The sequence below is a fragment of the Achromobacter sp. Root170 genome, from assembly GCF_001428165.1.
In the GTDB taxonomy this organism is placed as follows: Bacteria; Pseudomonadota; Gammaproteobacteria; order Burkholderiales; family Burkholderiaceae_B; genus Achromobacter; species Achromobacter mucicolens.
This window is the reverse complement of record NZ_LMHN01000001.1, coordinates 296,877-323,625: the sequence shown is the minus strand read 5'-3', so window position 1 is coordinate 323,625 and position 26,749 is coordinate 296,877. Positions and strand designations below refer to the sequence as shown.

The following is a 26,749-nucleotide window of genomic DNA, read 5'->3' as shown; positions in this document are numbered from 1 at the left end:
TCCATGCACAATCCCTCCACCTTCGACGCTCCCCGCCCCGCCGCCGCGCGGTCAAGCTGGCTGCGCTATGCGTCGCCCGCGCTGTTCTATCCGCTGGCCGGGCGGATGATTCCGTTCTTCGCGGCGGGCGCCGCCCTGCTTGCCGCGGCCGGCTTGTACACGGGCCTCGTGGTGGCCCCCATCGACAGCCAGCAGGGCGAGGTCTACCGCATCCTCTTCATCCACGTGGCCGCAGCCTGGATGTCGATGTTCCTGTATCTGGTGATGGCGGGCTATGCGGCGCTGGGCCTCATCTTCAATACGCGCCTGTCGTTCATGATGATGCGCGCGCTGGCGCCCACGGGCGCGCTCTTTACCTTCCTGACGCTGTGGACCGGCGCGCTGTGGGGCAAGCCGACCTGGGGCACGTGGTGGGTCTGGGACGCCCGGCTCACGTCCGAGCTGATCCTGCTGTTCCTGTACCTGGGCTTCATGGCCCTGCAGGCCGCCACCGACGACACGCAGCGCGCGGACCGCGGCGGCGCCATCCTGCTGCTGGCGGGCGTGGTGAACGTGCCGATCATCTATTTCTCGGTGCAATGGTGGAGCACGCTGCACCAGGGCGCCTCGATCAACCTGACGTCGGCCCCCAGCATGGCGCGCGTCATGGTGACCGCCATGCTGCTGATGGTGGCGGCCTTCTGGCTGTACAGCGCGGCGGTCGCGCTGGCGCGCGTGCGCGGGATCATTGCGGAGCGCGAGCCGGGCGCCGTGCCATCGGGTGGCACGCCGGCGGCCAATTCGCCGGACGGCGCGGCGGCTGGCGGCGTGCGTCGCGGCACGCGGTCGGAGGCGCCATGAACTGGGATACGTTTTTTTCGCTGCAGGGCCACGGGCCCTACCTGATGGGCGCCTATGGCGTCACGATCGCGCTGATGGCGTGGGAAGTGCTGGCGCTGTGGCGGCGCGCACGCCGCGCGCGCCGCCCCGGAGGGCCGCGCCGATGACCCCGCGCAAACGCCGCGCGCTCGCCATCGTGGGCGGCCTTGGCCTGTTGGGCCTGGCCACCGCGCTGGTGCTCAACGCGCTGCAATCGAACCTGGTGTTCTTCTTCAGCCCGACGCAGGTGGTGGCGCACGAGGCGCCCGCCAGCGGCAGCTTCCGCGTGGGCGGTCTGGTAGAACAAGGCTCGCTGCGCCGCGACGCCGACGGCCTGACGCTGCGCTTTGCGGTGACGGACACCGCCCACGCCGTGCCTGTCACCTACCAGGGCCTGCTGCCCGACCTGTTCCGCGAGGGCAAAGGGGTGGTGGTGGCCGGCAAGATGGGCACGGACGGCGTATTCCGCGCGACCGAGGTGCTGGCCAAGCACGACGAAAACTACATGCCGCCCGAAGCCGCCGACGCGATCAAGAAGGCGGAGCAGCGCGCGCAGGGTGCGGCTGGCGTACCGGCGGCCGGCGTACCGGCAGCGGGGTACGGCCCGGCCCTTCAGGCGGAGGCGCGATGATCCCCGAAATCGGTCTTTTCTGCCTGATCCTCGCGCTGCTGGTCGCGGTGGCGCAAGGCACCCTGCCGCTCATCGGCGCGGCCACCGGCTGGCAGGCAGGATTGCGTGTGGCCAGGCCCGCCGCCATTGGCCAGTTCGGCCTGACGACGCTGGCCTTCGCCTGCCTGGCGTGGTCGTTCGTGCACAACGATTTTTCGGTGCTGTATGTGGCTGCGAATTCCCACGCCGACCTACCGGCCGGCTACCGCTTCGCGGCGGTGTGGGGCGGACACGAGGGGTCGCTGCTGCTGTGGCTGTATCTGCTGACCGCGTGGACGCTGGCGGTAGCGCTGTGCAGCAAGCGGCTGCCCCTGCCCTTCGTCGGCCGCGTGCTGGCGGTGATGGGCTGGATCAGCGTGGGTTTCCTGCTGTTCATGCTGTTCCTGTCCAATCCGTTCGAGCGCCTGATCCCGCCTGCCATGTCGGGCCGCGACCTGAACCCGCTGCTGCAGGACCCCGGCATGATCGTGCACCCGCCCATGCTGTACATGGGCTACGTGGGCTTCTCGGTGGCGTTTGCCTTTGCCATTGCGGCGCTTCTGTCGGGCGAGCTGGACGCGATGTGGGCGCGCTGGGTGCGGCCGTGGACGCTGGCCGCGTGGACGTTCCTGACCATCGGCATCCTGCTGGGCAGCGCGTGGGCCTACTACGTGCTCGGCTGGGGCGGCTGGTGGTTCTGGGACCCGGTCGAGAACGCATCGTTCATGCCGTGGCTGGCGGGCACGGCGCTGATCCATTCACTGATCGTGACCGAGCGGCGCGGCGCATTCCGAAGCTGGACCGTGCTGCTGGCCATCTGCACGTTTTCGCTCAGCATCCTGGGCACGTTCCTGGTCCGTTCGGGTGTGCTGACGTCGGTTCACGCGTTTGCGGTGGACCCGGGCCGGGGGCTGTACATCCTCGCGTTCATGACGCTGATCGTGGGCGGCTCGCTTGCCCTGTACGCATGGCGCGCGCCCACCGTCGGGCTGGGCGGCGGCTTTTCGCTGCTGTCGCGTGAATCGCTGCTGCTGTCCAACAACGTGGTGCTGACAGTCGCGGCGGGCTCGGTGCTGCTGGGCACGCTGTACCCCGTCGTGCTGGACGTGATGGAGTGGGGCAAGATCTCCATCGGGCCGCCCTACTTCGAAGCCGTGTTCGTGCCGCTGATGACACCCGCGATCTTCCTGATGGGGGTCGGACCCGTCGCGCGCTGGAAACAGGCCGAGGTGCCCGAGCTGGGCAAACGCCTGCGCGTGGCCTTCGTGGTCAGCGTGCTGACGGCGGTGCTGGTGCCGCTGGCAATGCCCGGGCCGTCGCGCTTTGGTTCGCCGATGATCGTGCTGGGCCTGTGGCTTGCCTCCTGGTCTGTGGCCAGCGCCGCGGCGCACGCGCGCCAGCGCCTGATGGATGGCGACGGCGAGGTGCTGCGGCGGCTTACGCGCCAGCCGCGCGCCTGGTACGGGATGCTGCTGGCGCACGTGGGCGTGGGCATCTTCATCGCGGGCGTCACGCTTGCCAACGGCTACGAGGACAAGCGCGAACTGCGCGTGGACGTGGGCGCCACGCAGGAAGCCGGCGGCTACCAATTCACGTTTGCCGGCATCGGCCCGGCCACCGGCCCCAACTACACCGCGCAACGCGCGGTATTCCACGTCGTGCGGGACGGCAAGCCGGTGGTAACGCTGTATCCCGAAAAGCGCCATTACACCGTGCAGGACATGGCGCTCAGCCAGGCCGACATCGACAGCGGCTTTACCCGCGACCTCTTCGTGGCGCTGGGCGAACCGGTGGCCGGCAACGCCTGGACCGTGCGAATCCAGGTCAAACCCTTCATGACCTGGATCTGGACCGGCTGCATCCTGATGGCGCTGGGCGGCCTGCTGGCGGCGGGCGACGGCCGCTACCGGCGTGCGCAGCAAGCGCAGAACAAGGCAGAGGCACAGCGGGCAGCGCAGGCCGGCCTGCCCGAGACCGCCCGCGCGGCGCGGGAGGGCTATTGATGCTGCGCTATCTGCTGCCGCTTGCGATCTTTCTGACGATGGCCGTGTTCCTGGCGAAGGGGCTGTCGCGCGATCCACGCGTCGTGCCGTCCGCGATGATCGACAAACCCGCGCCCGCCATCGGCCTGCCCGACCTGCTGGAGCCCGGCAAGACGCTGGATGTGGAGTCGCAGCGCGGCAAGGTGTGGCTGCTGAATGTGTGGGCGTCCTGGTGCGGCCCCTGCAAGGACGAGCTGCCCGTACTGCGCGAGGCCGCGCAGCGCCACGGCATTGCGCTTTACGGGCTGAATTACAAGGACAAGCCCGACGAGGCGCGCCAATGGCTGGCGCGCAACGGCAATCCTTACCTGGCCTCCGCCAGCGACGTCGACGGGCGCGTGGGCATCGAGTACGGTGTCTACGGCGTGCCCGAGACCTTCGTGATCGACGGCGACGGCCGCATCCGCTACAAGCACCTGGGCCTCATCACGCCGGAGCTATGGCGCACCCGTCTGCAACCTGTCATCGAGGCGCTGCAATGACCGCCGCGCCCTATCAGCCTTGCCCCCTGCTTCGTCTTTCGTTGCTTCGTCTTTCGTTGCTTCGTCGTTCGCTACATCGCCTGCTTCTGCCGCTACTGCTAAGCCTTCTGCTGCTGCCTGCCGCGCTGCTTGCCGCGCCCGCGCCCAATGCCGCGCCCGCCGCCGTGCTGTCGGCCGAACAGGAGCAGCGCGCCGACAAGCTGGCGCATGGATTGCGCTGCCTGGTCTGCCAGAACCAGACCCTGGCCGAATCCAATGCGCCGCTGGCCCAGGACATGCGCAACCTCATTCGCGGCCAGCTTGCCGACGGCAAGACCGACGCGCAGATCATGCGCTTTTTCGAAGACCGCTACGGCGACTTCGTGCGCTACGACCCGCCGTTCAAGCCGGTCACCTGGCTGCTCTGGCTGGGCCCGTTCGCGCTGCTGGCGCTGGGCTTTCTGGTGCTGGTGCGCACACTCAAGCGGCGTGCCGGCGTGCGCGCGCCGCTGACCGCGGACGAACGCGCCCGCGCCGCCCGCTTCCTGGATTCCGGCTCATGACCACGCTCTGGCTCATTGTCCTGGCCCTGCTCTTGGCCACCCTGCTCTGCCTGGTGCCGCCGCTGCTGCGCCGCACGCCGGCCGCGGAGACCGCGTCGGACGCCAGCGTGCGTGCCTTCTACCTTGCGCAGCGCGAACAACTGCGCCGCGATCTCGCCAACGGCGCCCTCACCCCGCAGGCGCACGCCCGCGCCGACGAAGAGCTGCAGCGCGACCTGCTGCAGGATCTGGCGATGCGCCGCGATCCGCGCGCGCGGCTGGGAGGCCAGCGCGCCGGCCTGGCCGCGGCCTGCGTACTGACGGTGGCCGTTCCGGTGGCCGCGGTGCTGCTGTACGGCCAGCTCGGCAATCCGCGCGCGGCCGCCACCGTCGCCTTGTCGCAGGCGCCCGAGCCGCATGCGCAGGCGGCGGACAACGACATGGCGCTGGCGATCAACGCGCTGGCCCAGCGCCTGCGCGCCTCGCCCGATGACGCCGACGGCTGGTACATGCTGGCGCGTTCCTACGAAACGCTGGGCCGCTACAACGACGCCGTCGCCGCGTATCAGGAAGTGCTGCGACTGGTGCCCGGCCAACCCGCCGTGCTGGCCGATCTGGCCGACGCCCTGCTGTCGGCGCGCCAGGGACAGCCCGACGAGGCCTCCATTGCCGCTGTCGCGCAAGCGCTTCAGGCCGATCCCGACCAGCCCAAGGCCCTGGCGCTGGCCGGCATGATGGCGCTGCGCCGCGGCGACGCCGCCGACGCGCTGACGCACTGGGAACGGCTGCGCGCGCTGCTGCCCCCGGACGCCGAGGCCGCGCGGCAGATCCAGACGAACATCGCCCAGGCGCGCGCCGTGGCGGCAAGCGGCACGGCCGGGGGAGCCGCCGCGCCGCCGGCTTCCGGCAATCCGGCATCCACCGCCGCGGGCCAACCGGCGACGCCGCCGGGGCCAACGGCATCCGGCGTGGCGACGCCCGACGCAGCGGCGCCCGACCCTTCCGCCGGCGCTTCGGTCACGACCGCCCGGCTGGCCGGCCAGGCTCGGATCGCCGACGCCCTGCGCGATCAGGTCCGCCCGTCCGACACCGTTTTCATCCTGGCGCGCCCCATGACAGGATCGCGCATGCCCGTCGCCATCCTGAAGATGCAGGCCGCAGACCTGCCGCGGGCCTTCGTGCTGGACGACAGCACCGCCATGTCGCCGGACGCCACGCTGTCCAAGGCCGGCAAGGTGCGTGTGGAGATTCGCGTCAGCCGCTCGGGCAACGCCGCCGCCCAGCCCGGAGACCTGAACGGCGTGCTGACGGATGTGGGGCCTGGGGCGGAAGGCCTGGCGCTGGTGGCCGACACCGTCGTACCCTGACGCTTACCGCCGCGCACGCCGGCCGGCCCCCCATCGGTCAGACCCGCTCGATCCGGGCAGGCAGGCCTTGCCGCACCGCCGCGCCCGACACCCAATCGATCCAGACGTTGGCGTGCTGGCCCCGCGTCGCGTCGCCAAAACCCAGATCGTTCAGGTTGACGCCCGCGGCCAGCGCCGGATCATGCGGCATTGGCTTGCCATCCACGACATGAACCCGCGCGCCCAGCTCGGTGTGGCCGTAGCCGTGCTCGATGCCCACCGCGCCCGGCTGCACGCCGTCGCGCAGCAACGCCGGCCCTGTCACCGACCCGCCCGGCGTGACGATGCGCACTGTGTCGCCGTTGCGGACGCCCAGCCGCTCGCCGTCCTGCCGGTTGATCGACACCGGGTTGTGCGGATGCACCTGGCGCAGGCGGTTCACGCCAATCGACAACGAGCTCATCAGATTGGACTTGAACGAACTCAGCAGGAACGGCCACTCCTGCCGCGGATACGCATCGCGCATGTCGCGCCCGTCCGCCAGCCTGGTCGGATACCAGGTGGGACAGCCGCTGTACCGCTCGCCCGTCATCGCATGACGAAAGCCCGCCAGCTCTTCGCTCCACACCTGCAGCGGCTTGGCGTGCGCCACGCGTGTGCGGCGCGTCTGGCCACCCTCTTGCGTCCAGGCGTCGTCCATCCGGTCGAATCGCCCGCCGCGGCTCATCAACATGGCCACCTGCCGCCATTCGGCAGGCTTGAGCTTGGCCTGCAGCAGGTCGCGATAGCGGTCGACGCCGGTCAGCGCCATGTCGTCGTCGCTGGCCTGCGGCACCGGCCGTCCCGCGGCAAACGCGATGTTCGCCATGCCGCGCAGGAAGAAGTCCTCGGGCGTATCCAGCGCGTACTTGGCGCCGTCCTTGTCTGACATCGCGCCCTCGCCGAATCCCGGCATGGCCAGGCGTTTGGCGCACGCGATCAGGAAAGTCTCCAGGCAAACAGGCTCGTTCGTGGCCGTGCGCGCCACGCGCGGCTGCACGGTCGGCCACCGCACCGTCGAGGCCTTCGCCACCACGTCCGCCCACGGCGCCGACACGCCCCAGCTTTCGTACGTGACCGTGTCCGGCACGATGTAATCGGCCAGCGCGTTGGTCTCGTTGATGAAAGGGTTGATCGACACCGCCAGCGGCAGGATGCGCGGGTCCTTCAGCTTTTCCAGCGCCACGTGCTTGAACCCGGCAATGCCGTAGACCGGGTTACTCATGTGGTTGAACCAGACCTTGGCGCGGTACGGATAGCCCGCCAGCGCCGAAGCCAGCATCTCGGAACTGAGGCCGCCCGTCGCCGGATACCACGGCGCGGCTGCCGGATAGGCAGGCTGGCCCGCGGCCTTTTTGCGCTTGAATTCGCTGGATTTTTCGTACGGAAAGCGGTTGCGCGACAGCGACACGCCCTTGGGCGTGGCCTTGTTCGCGAAGCCGGCAATGTTGTAGCGCGGCCCCGCACCGTAAGGCGGAAACGGCCCGGCATCCAGTACCAGTCCGCCTTCCACGTTCAGGTTACCCACCAGCGTGTTGAGCATGGCGATGGCGTAGGCGGTGTAGAAGCCCGCGCCGCTCATGGTGCCGCCGTGCGCATCGGCCACGGCGCGCTTGCCGTAACTGGTGAAACGCTCGGCCAGGGACGCGATTTTCGCTGCCGGCACGCCGCAGAGCGAGGCGTACTCGTCCAGCGTCTTGCGGCGCGCTTCTTCGCGCAGCAGGTCCAGCGAGGTCCGCACCCGCAGCGCCCCTTGCGTACCGGCCAACCCGGGCGCGACGACCGGCTCGTCGACAAACAGCGCGGCCGGCGAGGCCGTCGTGTGCGGCGCCAACGTGCCGTCAGCAAGACGCACTACGTAGACGTCCTCCCATTTCTCGTCCGCGTCGGCCGGGCGCGCCCAGCCCATATCGGCGCCACGCAAAAAGGCGCCCAGGCGCGGATGGCCCGGTTCGGCCACCACCAGATGCGTGGCGTTGGTCCAAGCCGCTTCGCCCGCCGCCTTCATGGCGGCGGGGCCCGGCTGCGCCAGCATGCGCGCGTCGAACCGTTCGTTGTCCAGAATCCAGCGGATCAGCCCCATGGCCAGCGCCAGATCGCTGGCCGGATTGACGGGCACCCATTCGTTGCCCGATCCCGCCGACAGGCTGGACGAGGCCGGCAGCACGGGCGACACCACCACGTAGCTGAATCCCGATTCCTGCGGGCGCACGCGAGCCTCGGCCAGCTGACGGGCCTGGCGTTGAAAGGGATTGCCCGCCTGCGCGGGCGCCGCGCCAATGAAGAGCCCGAAGCGTGCGTTGTCCCAGTCCGGCTTGCCGTGCGGCATGCCCTTCAGGTCGCCCAGCGCCGCGCCCGCCCCCACCCGGAAACTCTGCCCGCAGTACGAGCCGTGATTGCTGAAGTTGACGGTGCCGAAGGACTGCCCAGCAAAGCGCTGGATCAGCGGCGTGCGCCCTTCGTTGGACGCGTCGGTGAACAGGAACTGGTTGACCTTCGCGCCGTACTCGGGATTGTCGGCGTCCAGCGGCGTCTCGCGGTCGTAGATTGCGCGCAGGCCGTCTACGTGGCCCTCGCCAAACAGGTCGCCGCCTTCGCAGACTTCCTCGACCAGCTGCTCAAAGCTGATCGTCTGCCACTTGCCCTCGCCGCGCTTGCCCACCCGCTTCAAGGGCTGCAGCACGCGATACGGGCTGTCCATCTGCTCCAGCATGGCCGAGCCGCGCGCGCACGAGGTGGCGCGCCCTTCCAGGCCGCTGTCGCCGCCCAATTGCGCGTAGACCTCGCGCACCGGCGTCTCCATGGCCGCGGGCCGCGTCGTGGCCAGCGGGTGATACGGGTTGCCAGCGACGCGCAGGATGCGGTTCCCGGCCGTGTCCACGCGCAACCGCACGCCGCATTGCGTCCAGCAGCCCAGGCAGCTCGACGGGCTGACCGTCTGCCCCGGCTGGGCGCTGAGCGCACCGGTCAGCGGGTCGATGCGGAACTCTGGCGGCAGCGAGTTGCCGCGCACGGCATGCGCCGTCGGCACGCCGGCCGTGCCCTGCGCCAACCCCTTGACCGCCTTGACCACCGTGTCGCCGTAGCCCGCGGCAAACGCCGCCATGCCGCCGGCCGCCAGGCCGCCGCGCACCATGAGCTTGCGGCGGGCCTCGTCGCGAGGCAGATCCGGGCCATCGTCCGCGGCGCCGGGCTTGTCGTCTTTGTGTTGCTTGTCCATTGCGTTCTTATCCATGTGCTTTCTTATCGGCGCGCGCTCAGGCGGCCACGGCGCGTGCGCGCGCGGGGTAGATGTCCAGGGCCCAGGTCACGACGGTGATCAGCGCCACGCACAGCCCCAGCACGCCCACCATGCCCAGCAGCCCATCGCTGCCCCAGGGCATGTCGTACAGGTACAGCCCCGCGCCGTACTTGGGCACGCCCTGCACGCTCATGAAGACCACCCAGCGGAAGATCCACGCCGCGCCCAGCATGGTCAGCGCCAACACGGCCGACGGCAGGGGCGCGGCCAGCGTGCGTGCCGGCCGCTGCAGCAGCGCGACGATGCAGAAGGCCGTGATGACCGCGCCCGCCAGGCTCAGACGCCAGACCGGAAAGTCCGCGAAAAGCCGCAGCGCCGCCTCGAAAGACGCATCGAGTCCCGAGAGGCCCAGCAACGCCCACGCGCCCGCGCCCATCGCCATCATCACGACCGCGGTCACGCTCAGCCGGCGCAGCATCGCCACGGGCAGCACGCGCAGGCCGCCGGGCAGCCAGCGACCCACCAGGAACATCGCGCCCAGCGCGCCCAGCCAGGCGGTCAGCGCAAAGTTCACCGGCAGGAACATGGTGTGCCACAAGGGCCGCGAGCGCAGCACCATCACCTCGGCGCCGGTGTAGACCAGAATGGACAGCGCCGACAGCGCCAGCGCTGCCGCCACCACCCGCAGCCACCCCATCCGGCCCCACCACCACGCCGCGCAGAACAGCAGCGCCAGGGTCACGAAGACCGGCAGCAGCAACGCCCCCAGCCACATCCAGGACCACGGTGTGATGTGCGCATAGAAGTGCCAGAAGCGGCCGGGCTGGTGCAGGTCGGCCAACAGCGACACCGGCGCGGCGATGGCGCTGACCAGCAGCACCGTCGCCGCCGCCGGCAGCAGGCGGCGCGCGTCGGAGTCGGCCCGGCCGAAGGCCGCAAAGGCGGCGGTCAGCGCGGTGGTGGCGCTGATGCCGATAAGAAAGAAATACTGCACGGCCCAAGGCAGCCAGGCGGCGTCGTAGACCGGCGTGAGCAATTCAGAGATTTGCATGAGTGTCCCCTTCCTTGGCTCAGTGGCCGCCCGCCAGGCGCACGCCGGCCTGGCCGTCGACCTGATGCACAAACGCATCGGGCAGGCCGATGTAAAAAACGTGGGGATCGGTCTTCATCTCGGGCTTAAGCACCTTGATGTCCGCCTTGTGTTCGGCCAACAAGCGCGAAATGGCGCTGTCCGGATCGTTCATGTCCCCGATCACCCGGGCGCCGCCCACGCAGCTTTCCACGCACGCGGGCAGCAACCCCGCTTCCAGCCGGTGCTCGCAGAACGTGCACTTGTCGGCCGTCTGGGTCTCGTGATTGATGAAGCGCGCATCGTAGGGACAGGCCTGCACGCAGTAACCGCACCCCACGCAGCGCGCGTTGTCGACCAGCACGATGCCGTCTTCGCGCTGGAAGGTCGCCTGCACCGGGCAGACCGGCACACAGGGCGGCTTGTCGCAGTGGTTGCACAGGCGCGGCAGCATGACCATCGAACACGGCCCGCCCGCGTCGGGCGTGACCTCGTACTGCAGGACGGTCGTGCGGAACTGCCCGATGGGCGGCACGTTCTCCAGCGAACAGCTCACCGTACAAGATTGGCAGCCGATGCATTTGCGCATGTCGACAACCATGCCGTAGCGCTTGCCCGCCATGCCGGGCCGGCGCGGCGGCTGGCCATTGAGCCCGGGCGCGGCGTCGGCGTGGATGGGAATGACGGTGGCCGCGGCGCCCAGGCCGAGCAGCCCTTTCAGAAAGCCACGCTTGCCCGGCAGCGGTGTTTCCGGGGGACTGGTGGGGGTGTGCATCGTTAAACTCCGAAACGTTTAGGTGTTACGGAAATTAACTTATCACTTGTAGTTATATAGAGCCTTGATAAGCGTCAATTGGGGGACGGAGTTAGGGTAGCGGCGGGCGTTTGGCCTGGACGCCTCGTCAGGGCGGTGGAAGCGTCAGCGCCGGTTCCCAGGCAGCCAGTTTCTGCGCGAAGCTGGCCGAAGCGTGCGCGGGGCTGGTCGAAGGCAGTTCGAAAAACTGGATCGAGGCGGCGGCAGGCAGGTTGGGCAATGCATGCCGCCGGAACATCGCCGCGGCCTTCGCGCCGTTGAAACAGATGCGCGCGATCGAAGGATAGCGGTCCAGGAAGGCGTTGAAATCGTTCGGCACCAGCGTGTCGCCCCGGATATCGGCGTCCAGGCTGCCCGGCCGTTCGCACGCCTGCAGCACATCCCACAGCGCCACGCGGTTCGCCCGCAGCGCCTGCAACCGCTCCTCGTAACCCAGCCCGGCGTCAAACCCGAAGATCCGCACCGCCAGCGGCCAGAATGCGTTGCGCGGATGCGCGTAATACTGCGCCTGCCGCAGCGACGCCACGCCCGGCATGGAGCCCAGCACCAGCACGCGCGGGCCGTCCCCCACCACCGGGGCAAATCCCGTAACCACCGCCTCGCGCCGCGCCGCCGCGATGTCGTCCCTGATCTTGTCCATGCCCGGAAGGATACCCGCCGCGACGCTGGCCCGCCCGCCTCGCCCGTATTGATCGTTCGCCACATGGAACGGTGCTTATCAATCACGAGCACTACCGGGAATGCCGATCCGCCCTTATCTTCTTCCCTATGACGAACGGCCCCGAAGGGGCCGCGCAACAGGAAACCTCACCATGAAGAAGATCCTCGGCGTGCACGCCAGCCCCCGTCCCCACTGGGTGGGCGACGGATTTCCGGTGCGCTCCATGTTCTCGTACAACGACAAAGGCCGCGACACCAGCCCGTTCCTGCTGCTGGACTACGCCGGCCCCGCCGAATTCGGTCCGGCCAGCCAGCCCCGCGGCGTCGGCCAGCACCCGCACCGCGGCTTCGAGACCGTGACCATCGTCTACAGCGGCGAAGTCGAACACCGCGACTCCACCGGCAACGGCGGCGTCATCGGCCCCGGCGACGTCCAATGGATGACGGCGGCGTCCGGCATCCTGCACGAGGAATTCCATTCCCACGCCTTCACCCGCACGGGCGGCAAACTGGAAATGGTGCAGCTCTGGGTCAACCTGCCCGCCAAGGACAAGAAGGCGCCGGCCGGCTACCAGGGCATTCTGAACGCAGACATCCCGGTCGTGGACCTGCCCGACGACGCCGGCACGCTCCGCGTGATCGCAGGCAATTACGCTGGCCAAACAGGCCCCGCGCGGACCTTTACGCCGATGGACGTGTGGGACGTGAAGCTGGCGGCGGGCAAGGCGGCAACCTTCCCCGTTGCCGCGGGCCGCAACAGCATGCTCGTCATGCTGCGAGGCACGGTGCTGGTCAACGGCGAATCCGTGGCGCGGGATGCGCAATTGGCACTGTTCTCCAAAGAGGGAGAGGACATCACGGTCGAAGCGAATAACGACGCGGTGTTTTTGATCTTGAGCGGGGAGCCGATCGATGAACCCGTGGTCGGGTATGGGCCGTTTGTGATGAACTCGCAAGCGGAAATCGTCGAGGCGATCCAGGACTTCAATGCCGGAAAGTATGGGCAGATGGGGTAAGGGTTGATAGCGGTCTTTCGCATCTTCTCCATGGCGATTCCTACGTTGATCAGCGTAGGAATCGCTGGGTCACAGCCATTGCAGGGCGGCGCCATGTGGGTCTGTCCAGGCCACCGCATGGCCATCAATGCATAACAGGAACATACCGGACGGCTGCTGCACGTCTGCAGGCAAGAATTGCGGAAATACCAGCGGACTTTCGTTGCTAACCCAGACGCAACGCGAGGCCTGCATGCCGCGTGCGAATTCATGGCGCTGTGCCGGCTCCGCAACATAGTTCAGAACGGCAGAGTGATACACCACAACCGTCGCGTCCGCTGGCGCCTGTTCGATTAAGGAGGGAAGATCTCGACGTAAATCGCCTTGGACAATCTGGAGTTACCAGGGGTCAGTGGACAGCCTATTTCCGCTTGCTATGTGCAGGGTCGAATTCATTCGGACTAACTCCGCCGAGGTAGGTGTGCCGTCGCACGGAATTGTAGAAATCATCAATGTACTCCGCCAAGCTCAATCGGGCAGCATCTCGATCAGAGTAGATATGCCTTTTGATGTGTTCCTTCTTCAGGCTGCTAAAGAAGGACTCGGCTACAGCGTTGTCCCAACAGTTTCCCCGCCTACTCATGCTCGGCTCAAGGTGATTGACCTTGCAAATGCGCCGCCAAGCATCACTGCCATACTGAGTGCCTTGGTCTGAATGGATCAGCGTGCCCCGAGGACGTCGATGTCGTACGGCTTTGATCACAGCGTCTAAGACTAATTCTCGATGGATCGTTGGCTTTGTGGCCCAACCAATGACCTTTCTGGAAAAAAGATCCATAACTACGGCCAAGTAAAGCCATCCTTGCCACGTTCGAATGTAGGTGATGTCTGTCACCCAGGCCTCGTTGGGCTTCGAAACCGTAAATTTCCGCTGCAACAGGTTGGGGATCAATGGTGATTGCTTGGGTGCCGGAATATGTCTTGTGCGATAACCGTGCAAGGCCCGCAAGCCGTTCTCTCTCATGAGTCGAGCCACTCGATGTTTACTGCACGTCTCTCCGCGTTCTCGCAAGTCTTGCAAGACGCGGGGAGCGCCGTAGATGCCATGGCTCGCCATGAAAGAGGCACGAATCAAACGGAGAAGCCGAACGTCCTCCTGCGTCCGATCAGAAATTGGATCACTTAGCCAAGCGTAGTAGCCAGCACGCGCCACGCCAAGAACCCGGCACATAGCCGAAATGCTGTACTCGTCGCTATGGGCTTCAATGAACTTGTATGCTCGCCTTACTTTGCTTGGCGTCTTGTTCGCAGACATGGATCATCCCCAATCGGTTCAGATACTACTCTTGTCCACTGAACCCTGGAAACTCCACTCGGTCATCCGAGGCGAGACAACGGGCTCTATCGGCGAGCTCTCTTGTCATGCCACAAATAGCCCAACGAAAAAAAGACCCACAGCAGAAAATGCACCCACTGGGGCACCTCTGAAGTTCCGACGTGAGGTGCGCTCCAAGCAAAGAGTAACTCCAGTAAATATCCCACCGCAAGCAACGTTGTGAGCCCTGAAACGCAGCTGTAAGCAACGCTCTGAAACCAGTTGCGATGAGGATCGATGTCGTACGAACGTACGAGCATCAGGATGGAGACGCCAAGCACGCTCGACAAAAGGGTATATGGCCCCGATTGAGCAAAGGTAGACACAGCGGAAGCCAGTGAAGCCGCAGCGAGTGCAGCGGGGTCTATGCCACCGCGCCGCTCCACTTGACCGCTGGCTGGCGCCGCTGGTGGCTTCCAATCCGAAACCACCCTCCTCCCAAACCAAGCCAAGGACTTGCTGTGTTTCGGTATCACTGTATTAAATACATCCGTGTATTCGACTTCAATTGTAAGCCGCGCCAAGGCCGAGCGGACAGTGTCACGGCAAGCTGCAAAGTCATCGTCGTCGTCATCTTCAATTAGCTCTATCAGGATGATTTCGCTACAAGGTGCAATGGCTCGGCCTGCAATATTGCCAACAAAGAAATTCCAAGCGCGCTGCCCTAGCAGCGGGGGCATCCAATCGATGAGACTTGGGAATGTAGTGCTTCCGTCACTGACCGTCAGAGCTGTGATGAGCATAGGCCCTGTGCCTAGATTCACCAGTTTGACTCTCAGGCAATCCTCACAGTCCACGACAGACACTTCTGCGAGAGGTCGCACCGAGAGCGTGTTGTGCTGGCGGTCGCTCCGAACTGCCCAGACTGAAATTACTATAGAAATAGTTGAGACTATAAGCGCAAAGAATGCAGCAAGGGCGCTAGCAAGCGCACCAAAAGCATTTGCAGCATTGTGATTAGTCATCAAGAGATCAAACAAGGATTGGAGCATGTTCGTTAATACGTGGGCAGGTTACAGCCTGTGGAGGATAAGCAGGTCTGGCCATCTGTCAGTTGGCGGGCGACCTCGCAACTTCGTGTTTCTAAAACATCAAGTACGAAAATTTCGTAAAAATCACAAGCGGCCAATTCGGTGTTCGATTATATGGGTTGGCCAACTGCTCAAAAGCCGCAGCCAATTATTAGCAACTCCGGGTGATACAAGCCCAATGGCTGATATAGATGGTCGCGGTTATCAATTCACCAAAAATGGAATGGCGGCAGCCAACCCAAAGCTGTCATCTCTAGAAAAGACAATGAGGACCGCTTCTGGTCGAGGCTGTGTGAAAACTCTTTGACGCCGCTACGGTGATCTAGATAGAGTTTGGTATCTCGATCCCGGGAGTCGACATGCCCCGATTCATCGAAGGTCAGGACCGGCAGCAGGTAGCGTTGATCCCGGAATGCCTGGATGACTTCATCGCCGACGACAACCCGGTGCGCATAATCGACGCATTCGTCGACGAGCTCAACCTGGCATTGCTCGGATTTGAGAAGGCGGCGCCAGCAGCTACCGGCCGCCCGTCGTATCACCCGGCCGTGCTGCTGAAGATCTACATCTACGGCTACTTAAATCGGGTCCAGTCCAGTCGTCGACTCGAGCGAGAGTGCCAACGCAACGTCGAACTGATGTGGCTGGTCGGCCGTCTGGCACCAGACTTCAAGACCATCGCCGATTTTCGCCGTGACAATGGCTCGGGCATTCGCAACGTTTGCCGGCGGTTTGTTGCCGTATGCCGAGATCTCAAGCTATTCAGCCAAGCCCTGGTTGCCGTTGATGGAAGCAAGTTCAAGGCAGTCAACACGCGCGACAAGAACTTCACGGCTGCCAAGATAGACAAACGTCAGCAGCAGATTGAGGAGAGTATCCACCGCTATCTGGCGGCGCTCGACACAGCGGACCGGACGCAACCTGTCGAGATCGAGGCCAGGACCAATCGGCTCAATGACAAGATCGAAAGTCTGCGCAAACAAATGCGCACGCTGGATGACGTCAAGGAGAGGCTCAAAGACAGTCCAGACGGTCAGTTGTCGGTGACCGACCCGGATGCCCGCTCGATGGCCACCAGCGGCCGGGGCTCGGGGATGGTCGGCTATAACGTGCAGATGGTTGTCGAAGCCAAGCACCATCTGATCGCCGCGCACGAAGTGACGAACCGAGGACATGACAGGGACTCATTGGCATCGATGACACAAGCCGCGCGGGAGGCGATGGGCAAGAAGCGACTGCGTGCGATTGCCGATCGCGGCTACTACAGCGCGCCTCAGATCAAGGCATGTGCAGAGACAGGTATTGATGCGATCTTGCCCAAACCCACGACTTCCAATGCCAAGGCCGAAGGCCGCTTCGACCGTTCGGACTTCATCTACATCGCGAAGGACGATGAGTACCAGTGCCCTGCGGGCCAGCGCGCCATCCACCGGTTTAAGCGGGAGGAGAATGGTCTTCAATTGCGGCGCTACTGGAGCAGTGCCTGCCCACAATGCGCGATGAAGGAGCGATGCGCACCTAGCGCGTATCGGCGCATCAGTCGATGGGAGCATGAGCCCGTGCTTGAGGCGGCGCAGCGCCGTCTAGACCGAATGCCAGATGCGATGAAGGTGCGGCGGCGCACGGTGGAACATGTGTTCGGCACGTTCAAGCATTGGATGGGCTATACGCACTTCCTGACTCGTCGCTTGGGCAATGAGAGCACGGAAATGAGCTTGAATGTACTGGCCTATAACCTCAAGCGGGTCATGCAAATCCTGGGCTACCAGCAGACCATGAAAGCGGTGCTGGCGATGGGCGGCTGAGCCCTTCATGTGGCCCATAACGCACCTCAGGCCCTATCCGGGCCGCCCAAACGGCCTTGAGTGAGCCCCGCTTCGACAAATCGAAGTGAAGACCGCCCAAGGTGATGCGGACCAGGCTATTGCGCTGTAGCTGGCAGGACGAAAAGCGTTTCCACACAGCCTCGGCCGGAAGCAGACATCTGCCTCAGCCAGCCTCACGAATTCGCGAAGGCATTGATCGTGACGTCCAGAAGCGCGCGCAATCGCGCCACACGGCGCAGATCGCGGTGATAGCCCAGCCACACATCGCGACCCGGCGGCGCTTGGCCCAACTCGATTCGCCGGATGCCCGGCGTTGCGTCGCCTAGCGGACAGGGCAGCACCGCAAACCCCGCTTTCTCTGCACACATGCGGGCTTGAACGCCACGATTGTTGCTGCCGAAAACCAACCTTGCGCGGGGCAACATTTGCTTGACCCATTCGACGTCGGGCATCGATCCGAATGCGCTGTCCATGCTGATGAGCGTATGGCCGTCCCCGTCGCCCGGTGACGGCGGCGCAAGGTCGACGTGCCCGTATAGCGCATAGTCGATGCGCGTCAGCTTGCGCTGGATGACGTCGGATTCCTCAAACGGCGTTATTCGGAACAACAGATCCGCCTCGTGGCGCGCCAGGTTGTACAGGCGCGAATCCGTCAGCAGTTCCAGCGAGATGCCCGGATGCTGCGCGAGAAACCGCGCGAACACCGGCGTAAGCATGTGAATGCCGAACCAGTCCGACGAGGAGACGCGCAGCAGCCCCCGAAGTTGGGATTCCTTGCCGGTCAGCGCGCGGGTGAAGCCCAGCGCTTCTTCCTCCATGCGCTCGGCATAGGCCAGCACGGCCGCGCCGTCATCGGTCAGGACGAAGCCCTCGCTCGTGCGTTGAAACAGCGTGTGCCCAAGCGCTTCTTCAAGCGCACGCAACCTGCGCCCCATGGTGGGCTGGGTCTGCCCCACCTGCTTTGCCGCCGCGCCCAACGTGCCGCAGCGGGCAATCGCCAGAAAAACGCGAACGTCGCCCCAGTCCAGACGCATATCATTCATTTTTGTTTGGCCTATGTGCAGAAACGTTGATTTACATGCGTTATAGCATGGTCAATCATGACGCATCGGCCCACTCATTCGACGGGCCAGACATCGGAAAGGAGTTGATCATGACCATGCAAGCGCTCGTTCTCAATCGTTATGACGGTCCGCTTGAGTTGACCGAAATCCCGCTGCCGCAGCCGGCCCGCGGCCAAGTACGCGTCCGCATCGCCGCAAGCGGCCTGAATCCGCTGGATACCAAGATTCGCGCGGGCAGCGCCGCACACGCAAAGCATCCGCTGCCATTGGTGCTGGGCATCGACATGGCCGGCGTGGTTGATGCGGTGGGACCCGGCGTGACCACGTTCCGCGTTGGTGACGAGGTCTATGGCATGACGGGCGGCGTGGGTGGCATCCAGGGTTCGCTGGCCCAGTATGCGGCGGTGGATGCGGATCTGCTTGCCATCAAGCCGGCAAACCTCTCGATGCGTGAAGCGGCGGCGCTGCCCCTTGCGTTTATCACGTCCTATTCGGGCATCGTCGACCGCGCGCGCCTGCGGGCCGGTCAGACGGTGCTGGTGCAAGGCGGCGCGGGCGGTGTGGGCCATGTATCGGTGCAACTGGCGCGCGCACTGGGCGCCCACGTCTTTGCCACGGCGGCATTGCGCGATCACGACCGTGTTGCGCGCCTTGGCGCAACGCCCATCGACTACCAGTCACAGACGGTGGAGTCGTATGTGGATTCGTTCACGCAGGGCGCTGGCTTCGATCTCGTCGTTGACACCGTCGGCGGTCCATCGCTCGATGCTGCGTTTACGGCGGTAAAGCACTTTGGGCATGTCGTCAGCGCGTTGGGATGGGGCACGCATGCGTTGGCGCCCCTATCGTTCCGCGAGGCCACGTATTCCGGAATTTTCACCCTGTATCCGCTTCTCACGGGCCTGCATCGCGCCCACCACGGCGACATGCTGCGCGAGGCCACACGGCTGGTTGAAGCGGGCAAACTCATGCCCCATCTCGATCCCCGCCGGTTCGACCTGCGCTCCGCAGAAGCCGCCTACGACGCCATCACCCAAGCAACGGCACGCGGCAAAATCGTGGTGGATGTCGCATGAAGCATGATTGAAGGCCGGGCGCCGACGCTTGCCTTGCGGGCGTTGGCGGCGCCGACGGCGACACCCTTAGAAATTCGCCCCTGCCAATGCCACGCCCGCGGCCGCCCCGTGGCGGGACGCACTCGCCACCTCCACCCGGTTCCGCCCACCCGCCTTCCCGCGATAGAGCGCCGCATCGGCCTCGCGCAGCGCTCCCTCCAGCGCATCCGCCCCATCAAACCGTGACGACACGCCGATCGTCACGGTGCAGCGCAACCGCTCGTTCGCGCCGGTGACACGGATCGGCTGGCTCTCGATGCTGGCCCGCAGCCGCTCTGCCAGCACCATCACATCGGCCACGTCCGATTCGAGCAGAATGGCGACAAACTCCTCTCCCCCGATCCGGCCGGTCAGATCCCCACGGCGCACGCCCGCCCGCAGCAACCCCGCCACATGGCAAATCACCTCGTCCCCGGCCTGGTGGCCGTAGGTGTCGTTGATGCGCTTGAAGTGATCGACATCCAACACCAGTAAATACGCCGGCTTTGCATTGCGCCCATTGAAATACTGGACGAGCGCATCCGAGAGCCCGCGCCTGTTGAGCAGATCCGTCATCGGATCCCGCGCCGCCATATTCCGCAGGCTGTCCGTCAAACGGCGCAGCACCAGCCAGACAATCGACGGCGGCACGATGGTGGCGAGGGTGGACATATAGATGTAGAAAATCATCTGGAAGCGGCTGTCCATGTGCAGTGCATCCAGGCCGCCCTCCATGATTTTCAGGAACTTCAACGCGTTCAGCACGCAGATCCCGCCAATCAGGCATGCGAAGAAGACCATTTCCGCGCGCAAGTCCTTGGCGAAGGTTCGTGTGCCGCATAGCACCGTGACCGACATCGCAAAGAAAAGCAGCGTGGCCGACGCCGCGAGCATGGCGTAGCGGGCTTCCGGACCCATCTGCCATTGCACCCACCATTGCGCCATGCCGTACACGAGACAGAACGCAAGCAGCGGCTGCCACAAGCGGACCTGATGCCCGAAGAACCGCATGGCACCCAGCAGATAGGCGATTGGGGCGGCCAGCGTGAGGCAGTGGTTGACGACGCTCATGAGGCTCCACGCGGGGCCGCCTTCGATGAGTTGAAGAATGTAGGCGGCCGCCAGCAGCAGGTTGCCGACGGCAAAGAAGTCCATCCCCATCCTGTTGCCAGGCAGACGACGGCTGATAAGCAGAAACATGCCGGAAAAGCACAGCAGGTGTGCGCACAGCATGCCAACGAGCGTGGAGGCAACCATGAGAGAGACGTCAAGAAAGGAAGCGGATTTCCAGCACCGGCGTGAAGCCGGCGCTAATCGCGCCGCCGCCAGACGCTCGCCAGCCACGGCTGCTGCTCGCGCGGCAGCCCATCGGGCCGGTAGTAATGCTCCAGCTCCTCGAAGCCAGCGGCCTGCATCAGCGCCCGCCAGCCTTCAAGATCGTGATACGCGCCATAGCGCCCGCGATTCCAGCCTTCCTGGTTGCCGCCCCGCGGATTGGAGCTGAACAACACGCCGCGCGGGCGCAGCGTGGCGCGCAGTTCTTGCAGCACCCGCGGCAGTTCCTGCCCCGGCACATGGAACAGCACGGCGTTGGCGAAAATGCCGTCAAAGCGCGCCGCGGGCAGTTGGAGCTGCAGGAAATCCTGCTCCCAGACCTCGCAACCGCTTGCCGCGCGGGCCATTTGCACAAACCGCGGCGTGCCGTCCAGGCCGACGGGCCGGTGCCCCATCGCCAGGAACGTCTTCAGGTCACGGCCCGGTCCGCACCCGAGATCCAGGATGTCGAAGGGCGGCTCGCCGTCGATGTGACGCAGCAAGGCGGCGATGTTCTGGCTGACGTCGTGGTCCTGCGTGCCGGCCTGGAACGAATCGGCGTTCTCTTCGTAATGGGCGAGCGTCAGGGACGTGATTTTGGCGAGGTCTTCGGGATCCAGGTGCATGGGGCGATTGTGCATCAAACGGCGCAGGCCGGCGAGACCGAGCGCACCTTTCAGGTAATCGGCCGCGCCTTGATGAAGTCGATCAGCGCCTTGAGCGGCGAAGGCACGAGCCGGCGGCCGGAGTAATACAGAAACGGTCCCGAGAACTGCGGCCACCAGGGTTCCAGCACGGGTTCCAGCGCGCCGCTTTCGAAGTGCGGGCGCAGCCAGTCTTCGAACAGATACATGACCCCGGCGCCCGCAATGGCCGCATCCACGGCCAGGTCGACCGCGCCGCCGATCTGCACGACCAGCGGACCCGAGGCGTCGATGCGGACCGATTCTCCGTCCCGCTCGAACTCCCACGGCGGCATCGACCCGCTGGGAAACCGGCCGCGCAGGCAGGCGTGCTGCATCAGGGCTTCGGGATGGGCGGGCCGCCCGTGCCGGTCCAGGTAGGCGGGCGAGGCGCCGGCCGCAAAGCGCTGCACGCGCGGGCCGATGGGCACGGCGATCATGTCCTGTTCCAGCCGGTCGTCGTAGCGGATGCCGGCGTCGCACCCGGCGGCCAGCACGTCGACGAAGCTTTCCTCGGCCACGACTTCCAGGCGGATGTCGGGATAGGCGGCCAGGAAGGCCGGCACGATGGACGGCAGCACGAGCCGCGCGGCGCTGAGCGGCACATTGAGCCTGAGCGTGCCGGCGGGCTTGTCGCGAAACACGTTGACGGCGTCCAGCGCCGCCTCCACTTCCGTCAGCGCGGGCGCCAGCCGGGCCAGCAGTTCCTGGCCGGCCTGCGTCAGCGCGACCGAGCGCGTGGTGCGGTTAAAGAGCCGCACGCCTAGTTGCGCCTCAAGGCGGCGCACGGTGTCGCTTAACCGCGAGGCGCTGGTGCCGGCCGTGCGGGCCGCTTCGCGAAAGCCTTGCGCGCGCGCCACCGCGACGAAGGCGTTGAGGTCATCGAGGTCGGTCGCCATTGTTCATTTTTCCGTACAAGCCGTGCGGATTGTATTGGCTTATCAGGCGGCGCCGGAAGTTCTATCGTTTGGCCCATGCTTCCCTTTCATCGAAAACAGGATCAGACATGACTCAACTTGCAGACAGCGGCACCTACGCGCTCGGCTCGCGCCAGGTTTATCGGCTTGGCTACGGCGCCATGCAGCTTGCAGGCCCCGGCGTCTTCGGGCCGCCCAAGGATCGCGACGCCGCGCTGGCCGTCCTGCGCGAGGCCGTGGCCGCGGGCGTCAACCACATCGACACGAGCGATTTCTACGGCCCGCACATCACCAACCAGCTGATTCGCGAGGCACTGGCCCCCTATTCCGATGACCTGGTGATCGTGACCAAGGTGGGCGCGGTGCGCGGCGACGATGCGTCCTGGAATCCCGCGTTCTCGGCCGAACAGCTGACCCGCGCGGTGCACGACAACCTGCGCAACCTGGGACGGGACGTGCTGGACGTGGTCAACCTGCGCGCCATGTTCGACGTGCATGGTCCGGCGGAAGGCTCCATCGAGGAACCGCTGTCCGTGCTGGCCGGCCTGCAGCAGCAAGGGCTGATCCGGCACATCGGGCTGAGCAACGTGACGCCCACGCAGGTGGCGCAGGGCCGCGGCATCTGCGAGATCGTGTGCGTGCAGAACCAGTACAACGTCGCGCACCGGGGCGACGACGCGCTGATCGACGACCTGGCGCGCGAAGGCATTCCCTATGTGCCGTTCTTTCCGCTGGGCGGCTTCAGCCCGTTGCAGTCGTCCATCCTGAACGACGCCGCGGCGCGGATCGGCGCGACGCCGATGCAGACGGCGCTGGCCTGGCTGCTGCGCCGCTCGCCCAACATCCTGCTGATTCCGGGGACGTCTTCCCCGAAACACCTGCGGGAAAACCTGGCAGCCGCGTCGCTGCAATTGCCGGACGACGTGGCCCACGCGCTGGACGGGATCGCGGCCAGCAAGACGGCTTAAACCCCTGGGCTGAAACCGCTGCACGCAAAAAAACCCGCCTGCGCAAAGCAGGCGGGTTGGTTCAGACCACCGGATCCAGCAGCCTCAGGCCGCCAGACGGCCTTCGATCTCGGTCTTGGTGGTGCGCAGTTCGTCGGGCAGGCCTTGCGACAGCTGGCCGAAGAGCTCGTGATGCAGCGCCAGTTCTTCGCGCCAGGCGTTCTCGTCCACCGACATGACCTGCTCGAACTTGTCCGGGCTGAATTCCAGGCCGGTCCAGTCGATGTCCTGGTAGCTGGGCGACACGCCAAACACCTGGTCCACGCCCTTGGATTGGCCGTCGATGCGGCCCAGCATCCAGCGCAGCACACGCATGTTGTCGCCAAAGCCCGGCCAGACGAACTTGCCGTCCGGCCCCTTGCGGAACCAGTTCACGCAATAGATGCGCGGCAGGGTCGCGCCGGCGGCTTCGAGCTGCTTGCCCAGATTGAGCCAGTGGCCGAAGTAGTCGCTCATGTTGTAGCCGCAGAACGGCAGCATGGCGAACGGGTCGCGGCGCACCACACCTTGCTGGCCGGCGGCCGCGGCGGTGGTCTCGGAGCCCATCGTGGCGGCCATGTAGACGCCTTCGACCCAGTTGCGGGCTTCGGTGACGAGCGGCACGGTGGTGGAGCGGCGGCCCCCGAAGATGAACGCGTCGATGACCACGCCCTTGGGGTTTTCCCATTCGGGGTCGATGGACGGGCACTGCGAGGCGGGCGCGGTGAAGCGCGCGTTGGGGTGCGCGGCCTTGCGGCCGGTTTCGCGCGCGATCTCGGGCGTCCAGTCCTTGCCCTGCCAGTCGACCAGGTGCGCCGGCGGCGTGTCGGTCATGCCTTCCCACCAGACGTCGCCGTCGTCGGTCAGCGCGACGTTGGTGAAGATGACGTTGGCCTTGAGCGTGGCCATGGCGTTGAAGTTGGTCTGCTCGCTGGTGCCGGGGGCCACGCCGAAGTAGCCGGCCTCGGGGTTGATGGCATGCAGGCGGCCGTCCGGGCCGGGCTTGATCCAGGCGATGTCGTCGCCAATGGTGGTGACCTTCCAGCCGTCCATGCCTTGCGGCGGAATCAGCATGGCGAAGTTGGTCTTGCCGCAGGCCGACGGGAAGGCGGCAGCGACGTGGTACTTGCGGCCCTTGGGCGAAGTCACGCCCAGGATCAGCATGTGTTCGGCCAGCCAGCCCTGGTCGCGGCCCATCGTGGATGCGATGCGCAGCGCAAAGCACTTCTTGCCCAGCAGCGCGTTGCCGCCGTAACCGGAGCCGTAGCTCCAGATTTCGCGGGTCTTGGGGAAGTGCACGATGTACTTGGTGGGGTTGCACGGCCAGGCCACGTCGGCCTCGCCCTCGGCCAGCGGCTTGCCGACCGAATGCAGGCAGGGCACGAAGTCGCCATCGGTGCCCAGCACGTCATACACCTGCTTGCCCATGCGCGTCATGATGCGCATGTTCACGGCCACGTACGGGCTGTCGGACAGTTCGACGCCGATGTGGGCGATGTCCGAACCCAGCGGGCCCATCGAGAACGGCACCACGTACAGCGTGCGGCCGCGCATGGCGCCGTCGAACAGGCCGTTCAGCGTGTCGCGCATTTCGGCCGGGTCGGCCCAGTTGTTGGTGGGGCCGGCGTCTTCGGCGCGGTCCGAGCAGATGAAGGTGCGGTCTTCAACCCGCGCCACGTCGGACGGGTCGGACCACGCGAGATAGGAATTGGGGCGCTTGGCGGGGTTGAGCCGGCGCATGGTGCCGGACTGGACCATCTGCTCGCACAGGCGGTCGTACTCTTCCTGCGAGCCATCGCACCACACGACGCGATCGGGCTTGGCCAGCGCGACGAAACTGGCAACCCAGTCGATCAGTCCGCGGTGCTTGACGTACGCGGGCACGTTCAAGGCTGCCAGTCCCCCGTCCAAAGGCTTATTCATTGGGGTTATCTCCATACTTTGGCTAAAGGTGATACGGCCCCAATTGAGTGGGGCCGTATCCAGTTTGCGCCATCATACTTGCAGCGCCGGGCAACCCGTCAACCCATCCACATGGAGGAGATTGTCACTGGGTGAGACGGCTCAGGCCGGGTAACCGGCGCGCAACTCCCGGCGGATAATCTTGCCCGTCGCGGTCGTCGGCAAACTGGTTACAAACCGGATCGCGCGCGGATATTCATGGGCGGCCAGCCGGGTGCGGACATGCGCCTGCAGCGCCTTGACCAGCGCCTCGTCGCCTTCGATCCCCTCTTTCAGCACCACATACGCCACCACGATTTCCGTGCGCTCGGCATCCGGCATGCCCACCACCGCCGCCATGCGCACGGCGGGATGCCCGAGCAGGCAGTCTTCGATGGGGCCCGGACCAATCCGGTAGCCGGCGCTGGTGATGACGTCATCGTTGCGGCCCACAAAGCGGATGAAACCTTGCGCGTCACGCACGCCGATATCGCCGGTCAGAAGGTAATCGCCGGCAAATTTTTCCGCCGTTGCCACCGGGTTGTTCCAGTACCCCAGGAACATGACCGGATCCGGGCGCATTACGCCGATGTTGCCTTCCTGTCCATCGGCCAACTCGGCCCCGGCGTCATCCACAATAGCGACCCGGTGACCGGGCGCGGCGCGGCCGATGGAGCCCAGGCAAGGGTCGAACAGCGACGAGCACGAGGACACGATCATGTTGCATTCGGTCTGGCCGTAGAACTCGTTGATGGTCACGCCCAGCACGCGGCGGCCCCAGTCGATGAGTTCCGCGCCCAGCGATTCGCCGCCACTGGCCACCGAGCGCAGCGCGCGCGGCCCGGCGTCCTCGGGCCACTCGCAGCCGCGCATCATCTTGAGCGCGGTGGGCGGCAGGAAAGTGTGCGTGACGCCGTGGCGCGCCATGAGCTCCAGCGCCGAGGCGCCGTCGAATTTCTCGAACCGCCGCGCCAGCACCGGCACGCCGTGGTGCCACGACGGCAACAGCACATCCAGCAGCCCGCCGATCCATGCCCAGTCGGCCGGCGTCCACATCAGGACGGCGTTTTCCGGAAAGAATTCGTGCGACATCTCGACGCCGGGCAGATGGCCCAACAGCACGCGGTGCGCATGCAGCGCGCCCTTGGGCTTGCCGGTGGTGCCCGAGGTGTAGATGATGACGGCCGGATCGTCGGCCGCCGTCGCCACGGGGTCGAACGCGTCAGCCTCCAGCGCCAGGCTTTGCTGAAACGGCAGCGCATTGACCGCGGCCGCCGGGTCTTCCATACCCCCGGCCTCGCCGTCGATGCAATAGATCACTTTCAGATCCGGCAGGGTGTCGCGGATCTCGAGCAGCTTGCGGCAGCCTTCGGCATCCGTAATGAGCGCCGACGCCCCGCTGTTGGCCAACCGGTACTGGATGGCGTCCACGCCAAACAGCGTGAAAAGCGGCACCGCCACCGCGCCCATCTTGTAGGCAGCGACATGGGCGATGGCGGTTTCGGGCACCTGCGGCAGGTAGATGGCCACGCGATCCCCACGGCGGATGCCGTAGCGCGCCAGGCTGTTGGCCAGCTGGTTCGACTGCGCCTTGATCTGGTCGAACGTGTAGCGCGTCTGCGCCCCATCGCTCTTTTCATAGATCAGCGCCAGCCGGCCGCTGCCGTCCGCCCACTTGTCGCACACGTCGACGCCGATGTTGTAGGCCGCGGGCACCTGCCACTGGAACGTGGACAGGACTTGCGCGTAGGAATCTGCTCGATGCAGCATGGTTGTCTCTTGATGATTATGGTTGTTGCCAT

General features: G+C 65.6%; 24 protein-coding genes. 11 read left to right on the top strand and 13 right to left on the bottom strand.

Annotated features, from left to right (window positions below):
- Positions 1-3: 3 nt before the first annotated feature.
- From ccmC to ccmI, 7 genes are read left to right on the top strand one after another with little or no spacing between them, the layout of a single operon-like run.
- Positions 4-840, top strand: coding sequence for a heme ABC transporter permease CcmC (gene ccmC / locus ASD87_RS01460; RefSeq protein WP_056316185.1), 837 nt, complete (start codon positions 4-6; stop codon positions 838-840).
- Positions 837-986 (top strand): heme exporter protein CcmD, encoded by a 150-nt coding sequence (gene ccmD, locus ASD87_RS01455; protein ID WP_056316183.1) that lies wholly within the window; start codon positions 837-839, stop codon positions 984-986. Before ccmC ends, ccmD begins: the two co-directional genes overlap by 4 nt.
- The gene (gene ccmE, locus ASD87_RS01450) at positions 983-1,489 is read left to right on the top strand and encodes a cytochrome c maturation protein CcmE (protein WP_056316181.1); all 507 of its coding nucleotides are present in this window, start codon (positions 983-985) and stop codon (positions 1,487-1,489) included. The genes ccmD and ccmE overlap by 4 nt, the downstream gene beginning before the upstream one ends.
- Entirely contained in the window at positions 1,486-3,510 is a 2,025-nt protein-coding gene (locus ASD87_RS01445; RefSeq protein WP_056316178.1) for a heme lyase CcmF/NrfE family subunit, read from the top strand. The genes ccmE and ASD87_RS01445 overlap by 4 nt, the downstream gene beginning before the upstream one ends.
- Positions 3,510-4,031, top strand: coding sequence for a DsbE family thiol:disulfide interchange protein (locus tag ASD87_RS01440; protein WP_056316176.1), 522 nt, complete (start codon positions 3,510-3,512; stop codon positions 4,029-4,031). The genes ASD87_RS01445 and ASD87_RS01440 overlap by 1 nt, the downstream gene beginning before the upstream one ends.
- Positions 4,028-4,573, top strand: coding sequence for a cytochrome c-type biogenesis protein (locus ASD87_RS01435; protein WP_082586173.1), 546 nt, complete (start codon positions 4,028-4,030; stop codon positions 4,571-4,573). Before ASD87_RS01440 ends, ASD87_RS01435 begins: the two co-directional genes overlap by 4 nt.
- Positions 4,570-5,919, top strand: a complete 1,350-nt coding sequence (gene ccmI, locus ASD87_RS01430; RefSeq protein WP_056316173.1) for a c-type cytochrome biogenesis protein CcmI — start codon at positions 4,570-4,572, stop codon at positions 5,917-5,919. The genes ASD87_RS01435 and ccmI overlap by 4 nt, the downstream gene beginning before the upstream one ends.
- 37 nt (positions 5,920-5,956) lie before the next feature.
- Here the strand turns inward: ccmI and ASD87_RS01425 are convergent, their stop codons facing one another.
- The 4 genes from ASD87_RS01425 to ASD87_RS01410 all read right to left on the bottom strand — a co-directional run bounded on the left by ASD87_RS01425 (position 5,957) and on the right by ASD87_RS01410 (position 11,701).
- A complete protein-coding gene (locus ASD87_RS01425) occupies positions 5,957-9,157 on the bottom strand; it encodes a tetrathionate reductase subunit A (protein WP_056316171.1) in 3,201 nt (1,066 codons plus the stop codon).
- 37 nt (positions 9,158-9,194) lie between these two features.
- Positions 9,195-10,229 carry an NrfD/PsrC family molybdoenzyme membrane anchor subunit gene (gene nrfD / locus ASD87_RS01420; RefSeq protein ID WP_056316168.1) on the bottom strand — a complete coding sequence of 345 codons (1,035 nt, stop codon included), beginning with the start codon at positions 10,227-10,229 and terminating at the stop codon, positions 9,195-9,197.
- A gap of 19 nt (positions 10,230-10,248) precedes the next feature.
- Positions 10,249-11,022, bottom strand: a complete 774-nt coding sequence (gene dsrO, locus ASD87_RS01415) for a sulfate reduction electron transfer complex DsrMKJOP subunit DsrO (protein ID WP_056316165.1) — start codon at positions 11,020-11,022, stop codon at positions 10,249-10,251.
- A gap of 127 nt (positions 11,023-11,149) precedes the next feature.
- Positions 11,150-11,701 carry a DNA-deoxyinosine glycosylase gene (locus ASD87_RS01410; RefSeq protein WP_082586172.1) on the bottom strand — a complete coding sequence of 184 codons (552 nt, stop codon included), beginning with the start codon at positions 11,699-11,701 and terminating at the stop codon, positions 11,150-11,152.
- A gap of 172 nt (positions 11,702-11,873) precedes the next feature.
- Here ASD87_RS01410 and ASD87_RS01405 point away from each other — a divergent pair, with 172 nt between their 5' ends.
- The gene (locus ASD87_RS01405) at positions 11,874-12,737 is read left to right on the top strand and encodes a pirin family protein (RefSeq protein WP_056316162.1); all 864 of its coding nucleotides are present in this window, start codon (positions 11,874-11,876) and stop codon (positions 12,735-12,737) included.
- Between the two features lie 69 nt (positions 12,738-12,806).
- On the opposite strand, the gene ASD87_RS26505 is transcribed toward ASD87_RS01405, so the two are convergent.
- From ASD87_RS26505 to ASD87_RS26825, 3 genes are all read right to left on the bottom strand, one after another.
- Positions 12,807-13,109, bottom strand: coding sequence for a DUF2332 family protein (locus ASD87_RS26505; RefSeq protein ID WP_082586171.1), 303 nt, complete (start codon positions 13,107-13,109; stop codon positions 12,807-12,809).
- Positions 13,110-13,137: 28 nt separating this feature from the next.
- Positions 13,138-14,031, bottom strand: coding sequence for an IS3 family transposase (locus ASD87_RS26500; RefSeq protein ID WP_082586170.1), 894 nt, complete (start codon positions 14,029-14,031; stop codon positions 13,138-13,140).
- 86 nt (positions 14,032-14,117) lie between these two features.
- Positions 14,118-14,834: a hypothetical protein gene (locus ASD87_RS26825; protein ID WP_156403369.1), complete on the bottom strand. Its 717-nt coding sequence runs from the start codon at positions 14,832-14,834 to the stop codon at positions 14,118-14,120.
- Positions 14,835-15,481: 647 nt separating this feature from the next.
- On the opposite strand from ASD87_RS26825, the gene ASD87_RS01400 reads away from it, so the two are divergent.
- The gene (locus ASD87_RS01400; RefSeq protein WP_056316158.1) at positions 15,482-16,927 is read left to right on the top strand and encodes an IS1182 family transposase; all 1,446 of its coding nucleotides are present in this window, start codon (positions 15,482-15,484) and stop codon (positions 16,925-16,927) included.
- A gap of 194 nt (positions 16,928-17,121) precedes the next feature.
- Here ASD87_RS01400 and ASD87_RS01395 read toward each other — a convergent pair whose 3' ends face one another.
- Complete coding sequence (locus tag ASD87_RS01395; RefSeq protein ID WP_056316155.1) at positions 17,122-17,991, bottom strand: LysR family transcriptional regulator; 870 nt, start codon at positions 17,989-17,991, stop codon at positions 17,122-17,124.
- 110 nt (positions 17,992-18,101) lie between these two features.
- Between ASD87_RS01395 and ASD87_RS01390 the strand changes: the two genes are divergently transcribed.
- Positions 18,102-19,088 carry a zinc-dependent alcohol dehydrogenase family protein gene (locus ASD87_RS01390; RefSeq protein WP_056316152.1) on the top strand — a complete coding sequence of 329 codons (987 nt, stop codon included), beginning with the start codon at positions 18,102-18,104 and terminating at the stop codon, positions 19,086-19,088.
- A gap of 66 nt (positions 19,089-19,154) precedes the next feature.
- Here ASD87_RS01390 and ASD87_RS01385 read toward each other — a convergent pair whose 3' ends face one another.
- The 3 genes from ASD87_RS01385 to ASD87_RS01375 are packed head-to-tail and all read right to left on the bottom strand — an operon-like array spanning position 19,155 to position 22,002.
- Positions 19,155-20,363 (bottom strand): GGDEF domain-containing protein, encoded by a 1,209-nt coding sequence (locus ASD87_RS01385; protein ID WP_056316151.1) that lies wholly within the window; start codon positions 20,361-20,363, stop codon positions 19,155-19,157.
- A 53-nt stretch (positions 20,364-20,416) separates the two neighbouring features.
- A complete protein-coding gene (locus ASD87_RS01380) occupies positions 20,417-21,046 on the bottom strand; it encodes a class I SAM-dependent methyltransferase (protein ID WP_056318620.1) in 630 nt (209 codons plus the stop codon).
- A gap of 50 nt (positions 21,047-21,096) precedes the next feature.
- Positions 21,097-22,002 carry a LysR family transcriptional regulator gene (locus ASD87_RS01375; protein ID WP_056316148.1) on the bottom strand — a complete coding sequence of 302 codons (906 nt, stop codon included), beginning with the start codon at positions 22,000-22,002 and terminating at the stop codon, positions 21,097-21,099.
- A 107-nt stretch (positions 22,003-22,109) separates the two neighbouring features.
- Between ASD87_RS01375 and ASD87_RS01370 the strand changes: the two genes are divergently transcribed.
- Positions 22,110-22,988 (top strand): aldo/keto reductase family oxidoreductase, encoded by an 879-nt coding sequence (locus ASD87_RS01370; protein ID WP_056316145.1) that lies wholly within the window; start codon positions 22,110-22,112, stop codon positions 22,986-22,988.
- 84 nt (positions 22,989-23,072) lie between these two features.
- Here ASD87_RS01370 and ASD87_RS01365 read toward each other — a convergent pair whose 3' ends face one another.
- Positions 23,073-24,929 carry a phosphoenolpyruvate carboxykinase (GTP) gene (locus ASD87_RS01365; protein WP_056316142.1) on the bottom strand — a complete coding sequence of 619 codons (1,857 nt, stop codon included), beginning with the start codon at positions 24,927-24,929 and terminating at the stop codon, positions 23,073-23,075.
- A gap of 141 nt (positions 24,930-25,070) precedes the next feature.
- Positions 25,071-26,717 (bottom strand): acyl-CoA synthetase, encoded by a 1,647-nt coding sequence (locus ASD87_RS01360; protein WP_056316139.1) that lies wholly within the window; start codon positions 26,715-26,717, stop codon positions 25,071-25,073.
- Between the last annotated feature and the right edge of the window lie 32 nt (positions 26,718-26,749).